The following is a 6,715-nucleotide window of genomic DNA, read 5'->3' as shown; positions in this document are numbered from 1 at the left end:
TCGATTCCGATTAATTATGAAATTCATTCCGGCTAATTATGAACAGATTCCGTTTAATTATGAAAAATTACATTAAAATAATCGTTTAAAGTGGGGAATCTTACAATTAAGCAACAAGTCATCTATTCCTTTTCCATCTGCTTGGTTCCAAATAACCATGTTAGCTGAATACCCCTCTTTCTTTAACTCCTTAGCACATTCCATTAAATGTTGTCTTACATATGGATTACTTACCACATCAGCATCAAAACAGAGATTCACTTCGTCTACGTCCATCTCTTTTAAGATTGGTAGAGCCAATCTCCATGAATTTGCTCCTGGTAATGCTAAGAATGTATCCCCTACTACAAACAACTCTTGTGGGTCGAAAACTTTTTCGATTAAGTCACTAGCAATATCTGTTTTTATTGGACCTTCAGATAACCACACTGTTCTTGTTTTCAGTGTTTCGCCAGTTTCCCAATTTTTTTTTCTAACTGTCGGAACAGATATATGTACTGGAGCTGGGTCACCAGAGCTCGTCCCTTTATTTTTTTTAGAAGAACTTAATGTATAGCATCCCAACAGCGTACTGTCAGGGTAGCTATTGCCCATTTCGGGTGCGATAGGTAAACCTTTGATGATAATCTCCGGTTTTTCCCCCGCCTCACACGGTACGTGCGACTTTCACCGCATACCGCGTTCCATCGAAATACTTCTAATATGAACTAATGCATCAAAAGCTACTCACTCTCAAAGTCCTAAAGTAAAAGTTCAGTTAGACAACGATTTGTTGTAACTTCAGCGTTTTTCTTAAAGCATTTATTTTGTCGATTTGTTTTGGGCTAAGATACGCTAATTTAATATATCGTTGTATAGTTTCTTCTTTTGTTGCATGAATCAAGGTGTGAACTAAGTTAGAAACTATTATTAGGTTGCTATACTTATCAGAACCACCAAAGCTTTTAGGTTTTTTATGATGGGTATGCATCCTACCGATTATTAAAGGTTGACCACTGATTGCACATTTGCCTTTTTGAGCTACAAATAGCGCTATACGATTATCATTAAATTCAATTGACTCGTCTATAACTGGGTTTTTCAGTAGATGGACAAGTATTTCACTATCCACTACTTTCAAACTGTTGTGAATGGCAACTCTTCCTTCTTTAGTAAAGTTATTGATATCTTTTCTAAAGTTTTTAGGTATTTCAAATTTAATACCTGCAATTGGGAAGATAGGTTTACCATCGATAAACGTCCTTTTGAAGTTATAATGTCCGTATAGTTTATTGTACGTTTTGCTTTCAGGACCCATATTGGAGCATTGGCTTTTTAATCTATTGTGTATGACTCTTGAGAGAACAAAATTCATTTTTACAAATGTGATATTCACCTTTGTTGCTACTTTGTAGTAGTTGTGATATCCCCTAATTTTTGAATTCATTCTTTCTACTTCTAATTGTTTGTGTTCCTTAGAGTATTGAATTGTTTTGATGGAGTCTTTAAGGTTTTTCTTCATTTTTAGAACTGCTTTATCAGATACATCACTAATGGATGCGTATCCGTTCCTCGTGTTTTCTTTAGGAATAACTTTGAGTTTAAAACCCAAGAATTCAGTATAGTTCTTTCGAAGATTTGTAATTTTAGATTTCTTATTACTTACCTCAAGACCTAACCTTTCCTTCAACCATATTTTAGTTGCAGAAAATATTTTGTTTGCAACTTTAATATCTCTACAGAAGATTTTAAAATCATCAGCGTATCTTACTATGAAAACCTCTTTTAGGTTTGTTTTCTTTAATTCTCTATCTTGTTTACCCTTATTTGAATAAGTTTTCTTAGAACGAAATGACTCCCATTGGGAGCTAACCCACCAATCAAGTTCATTCAGTACAATGTTGGATAAGAGTGGAGAAATAATACCGCCTTGCGGAGTACCTTTATCCATTTTACCTTCACCAATAATGTTGGCTTTCAACATTTTACTGATGACTGAAATAAGGTTTTTGTCCCTGATCCCTATGCTCCAAATCTGTTTAAGGAGTTTTCCGTGATTGATGTTATCAAAAAATCCCTTTATGTCGATATCAACAACATAGTGTAGACCATTTGTATTCATCAGATTTTGGGATCTGGCGATTGCATGGTGTGCTGAACGATTTGGCCTAAATCCATAACTATGTTTATGGAATTTGGCTTCACATATTGGTTCTAGGATTTGTAAGATACATTGTTGAATGATTCTATCTTCTATCGTAGGGATTCCTAAAGGTCTTTGTTCATCATTAAAATCTTTAGGTACATAAACCCTTCTTATTGAGTGCGGTTGGAAGTTTTGGAGTCTCTTTCTAACATAAGCAACTAGTTCATCAATATTTTTTGCAGCTATATTGATAATGTTAGTTTTATTGACTCCTTTAGTAAGGCTCCCACCGTTACGTTTAATATTTCTATATGCAAGTCTTATATTTTCCCTTGATGTTATCAATGACATTAAATCATTTGTAACTTTATTATTCAGGCTATCTTTATATAACTGGTCAAGAATCGCTTGCATATCGTAATATTCATTATGCCTAAGTCTCTGCTTTTTGAGATTGAGTGCCAATTGGTCAGCTTTCCTCCTATGGGAGTTTTGCTTCTCTTAGTCATACTCGAACCCAATAGATTGATATATTGTCCTCTTTAGAAATTAGTATTCCGACTTGGGGCTATCCCTCCACTGTGTTTCCACAGTTTCAGCGGTACTGTGCCCCTGCTCTCACAACGATAAATGCACTTCGGTTTTTAAGTTGACCTTATAGCAACCTTCCCGCTTACAGGCGTTTAGTAGAAGTCCGTTGCTTTCAACGTTCCGAATCATTTAGCTATCATGCCTTCCCTTAGATGGTGACTTTGAGCCTGTAAATCGTATATCCTCATTGTTAGATATCCCGAATTTCATATCTGGCAATCTTACTTTTCGGTGATTTACCTTCCTCTTGGAAGCTACACAGTTTCCTGTGCAGATATTTATAGACCCGTACCTTCGCCACTTTGTCAGTGTATACTTTACACATTCTCATCATAGAAAGTTTTTCCAGCCCCCCGACCTATCCCTAACCATATACTTGTAAGAACTTAGGTTAGATTCAGCCGACTTCACCTAGCTTCATACCCCTTAATCCTGTAAGATAAAGACGCATGTAGGAGTCTCAGGGAGATAGTTTCAAGCCAACATGACGGCTATCATTCCTATCATCAATGATTCAGTTAGGATAATATAAATTAATCCCTCTCCTTTCGTGTTTTTAAGCACTTATGGAGAAACGTTTCGCACACCAGAAATATCTATTTCCCTTCTTAAGTGTCACCCATCCTAATATTTCAGAATTATGCATGATGGTTTCTGTTTTGCCTAACTCAAATTCACGTTCAAACAAAACTTCCCCCTCGTACGATACTTGAACGATATTAGGTTGTGTAATTACAGTAGCTCGGATGCCTTGTTTCCTTTCCTGTACTTTCACTTCATTTGGAGGATTATCAATTCGGTATTGAAACCCTACAACTTGATTTTTGTGATTACGGAAAGGGATTAGAATACCCTCCATACCTTGAATTGACCAATAATGGCCATATTTCCCTTTTGCTTCAAAAAAGCCCGGTACACCACTAAAATCTTTAATACCTGTTATATCCGAAATATCTTTCACGATATTCCAAGGTTGTTCAGGAAATGACCTATACCCACGAACCATTATTTGTTCGTCAGATAGTTGTCTTGATGGAGAGATTAAATGCTGATAGTGACTCTCTTCCAAGTCTAGACAATCTATAAAGGCTTGATAGACTTCGTTTAATAACGCATCCTCCTTTTTAGGTAATCCCTGATAAAGAGGTACATTATCCACATTGATTTTCTTTCTTTTTTTATCTCCCTTTAATAAGTGCAGAAACGATGGTAAGCTTGAATTTTTGCTAAATGGTTTATCGCTTTTTACACGAATGCAAACAATCGCATCACCATCTTTATGCTGCATACAACCTCCTGCGTGACCACAAATCGGACAGGCAATACGATAGAATTCAAACCATCCCTCCAATTTAGTACGTCTCATGTCCTTCATGTTGGTTCCCTCCTGTTTTAAATACAATCTGTAAATCGATGATGATCCGTAGGAGGCATAACCGTAACAACTAAATAAGCTGTTTTGCCTTCCTCAGCAAGCACAGAAACAATCGGATTATTACTTAAGTCCTTCCCTTCAATTACATATTTGAAAGTACTTCTCCCTAAGTCATGATTAAATCCATACTGAATTTCTTTAAGTGTGCCTGTCATAACTGAACTTACGATATCACCTTTTGTATAACCTCTTTCAACCATTCTCTTTTTAGTGTGACTTCCAATACGGATGTACCCTTTTCCACTCATCAGAACTTTTTTAATGTCCTTAATACTTTTTTCTTTCATTCCTCTCACCTCCATTCCACAAAAAAAGTGGCCTTTGGAAGTAGTTAATTACACACGTATTGTGTGTTTTTAATCTACTAGTCCAAAGACCACCTAGTTTAATAGTTAACCGCTAACCTTTATTAATAGGTTGCAAAGAAAATAAAAAATAAGATATTTATAGATAAACTATAACACCCAGTGCAACCCTCTTTCAAGATACATTCTACGAAAAGCGTGCAAATAAACTTTTAAAAATAGATTTACTTTCCCTATCTATTGCATATAAACTTTTATAATCTGCACCTAATAATTGGACAGCTGCGCTATCAAATGGCTCCTTAAAAAATTCATAGAATTCATTGTGCTCTATAAATGGTTTGGACTTTCTATGTCTTTGTAAATCTCTATTATATGGAATACGACAGGTTATTTTGCAGTTAAACTTCTCCTCCATTTGTTTAACATAACTAATTCCGTGTTCATATTGGTTAAAAATAATTCTAAGCTTGAGTTCGGGGTAGTCTTTCATTAGATCCAAGGTATATTCATAATACTGGAGATAGTCGAAGTAATTTCCACTGACCATTAACCATAATTCATCTACGTATTTTAATGTTTCCAAATTATATTTTGACATTGAACCGTAATTTTCCATTGAAATAAACGTCAGATACGGAGTCTTAATGAACATTTTGAGGAATTTCTTGTATTTATCAGTATCAATATTATTAGTAGTCTCATTAGGTTCACCAAGTGGATACCATTTAACCCCCTTATACACCCACTCAAAGTTCGTACTCATATTTTTGTGTATGTCTTTACTCGTTCGATAATCTAAAGAGGAAATCCAATCCTTTGGTTGTTCCGTATAGTGATTTAACCATGTTTTTAATTTTGGCGACTTTGTAATTCCTTCTACCACAGCTACAGGTATTCCAAATTTCGCTAAATAAAGAGGAAAATTCATGATAAATTGTGTTATTCCGACCTGTCCTAATGGAGACCAAAGTGCCACTGTTTTTTGTGTGTCATTTTTAATGTTAGCTACAGTTTTTCTACCAAGGTCATCTTTTTCGTCATCATCATCCTCAACTTCCATATTGTCTTCAAAATCATTTTCAGCATTTGTTAAAGCTTCGCATTCTTTCTTAATCTTGGCTGACAAATCTTGATCAACTTTAGGTAGTAGTGGATTATCAGAGTAATTCACTACAGGGTTAGTTTCCTTTTCAGGTTTTTCATCAGAAGTTGTGTCGTTTTCTTCTACACGTTCGACCGGTATAGATTCTTCAACAGCTTTTGTTTGGTTAATATCTTCAGTTTGTTTCTTCTCTTCAGATTCCTCATTAACTTCGGGCTTTTTCTTCTTATCTTTATTGGAGTTTATTTTGTTTTTCTCAATGTCCTTATTTACAAAATCATTTAGACGTATCCATGGGATTAAGGTAATGATGTTAGGAAATAGTTTGATTTGAGAAGATGTTGTATCTTCTTCTACACCTGGGGACATAAAGAATATTTGTCCTTTTAACTTATCCTTTTTAATGCTAGAAATATCTTTTAAAATAGTGTGATCCACAAATAAAACTTTGTATTCTTGATATAAGACAGACATTAGTTCATTTGTTGATTGTATATCTATAATTTCTAAATCGTTTTTATATTTCTTTTTTACTGCTTTTCTTATATCTTCTCTATTTCTATCATCAGAGGTCGCTAAATAAATCCTGCTCATTCATATCATACTCCTGTTTTAAATAGTCATTTATGCGCTCTTTAAATTGCACTGTGAAAGGTACTTTGTAATTTTCAATTTGACCTAAATAACTACTTGAGACTCCTAATGCTTTCGCAAATTCATACTGACTTTTTTCTAATCTTTTTCGGAGTATGATCAGTCTCTCAACATCATTTTCAATAATATCAATCTCGTCAAAAGTCTTTACCATTTGTTGTTCTCCCTATCTTTAGTAAATAAAAAAACCGCGCACAAACTATCCGTTTATTACGGTAGAAAGTACGCGGTTTACGCTCTAAATTATATGTATTTTTCACTTGAATACCGTCATTATAACATAATATCTCGACTATGACATTGATAATTTGCTAAAAGATTTATATTGAGGAAAAGCGCAGCATCCTTTATACTGATACTATATTCGTTTATTTTTTACTTTGATTGCAACCATTTTAAGGTTAGCGGGTTTAATTAACAGACATTGATACTATGTCAAGAAAATAGACACAGATTTTTCTACCGCGCTTTCGCTTGGTAGCCTTCATAAAAAAGTTTAA

At 34.6% G+C, this 6,715-nt stretch carries 6 protein-coding genes; all 6 read right to left on the bottom strand.

Features of this window, described 5'->3' with window-relative positions; all coding sequences use genetic code 11:
* Positions 1-72 precede the first annotated feature (72 nt).
* Entirely contained in the window at positions 73-594 is a 522-nt protein-coding gene (locus ACR65M_RS26130) for a DUF3854 domain-containing protein (RefSeq protein WP_440274871.1), read from the bottom strand.
* Positions 595-757: 163 nt separating this feature from the next.
* The gene (gene ltrA / locus ACR65M_RS26125) at positions 758-2,539 is read right to left on the bottom strand and encodes a group II intron reverse transcriptase/maturase (RefSeq protein WP_494776438.1); all 1,782 of its coding nucleotides are present in this window, start codon (positions 2,537-2,539) and stop codon (positions 758-760) included.
* Positions 2,540-3,272: 733 nt separating this feature from the next.
* Positions 3,273-4,091, bottom strand: coding sequence for a hypothetical protein (locus tag ACR65M_RS26120; protein WP_440274869.1), 819 nt, complete (start codon positions 4,089-4,091; stop codon positions 3,273-3,275).
* Positions 4,092-4,108: 17 nt separating this feature from the next.
* Positions 4,109-4,438 (bottom strand): DUF4258 domain-containing protein, encoded by a 330-nt coding sequence (locus ACR65M_RS26115; RefSeq protein ID WP_440274868.1) that lies wholly within the window; start codon positions 4,436-4,438, stop codon positions 4,109-4,111.
* A 205-nt stretch (positions 4,439-4,643) separates the two neighbouring features.
* Complete coding sequence (locus ACR65M_RS26110; RefSeq protein WP_440274867.1) at positions 4,644-6,155, bottom strand: hypothetical protein; 1,512 nt, start codon at positions 6,153-6,155, stop codon at positions 4,644-4,646.
* Positions 6,127-6,369: a helix-turn-helix domain-containing protein gene (locus tag ACR65M_RS26105; protein WP_440274866.1), complete on the bottom strand. Its 243-nt coding sequence runs from the start codon at positions 6,367-6,369 to the stop codon at positions 6,127-6,129. Before ACR65M_RS26105 ends, ACR65M_RS26110 begins: the two co-directional genes overlap by 29 nt.
* Between the last annotated feature and the right edge of the window lie 346 nt (positions 6,370-6,715).

It is taken from the genome of Ferdinandcohnia sp. SAFN-114 (genome assembly GCF_059415045.1).
This window is presented reverse-complemented; position numbering and strand designations above follow the sequence as displayed.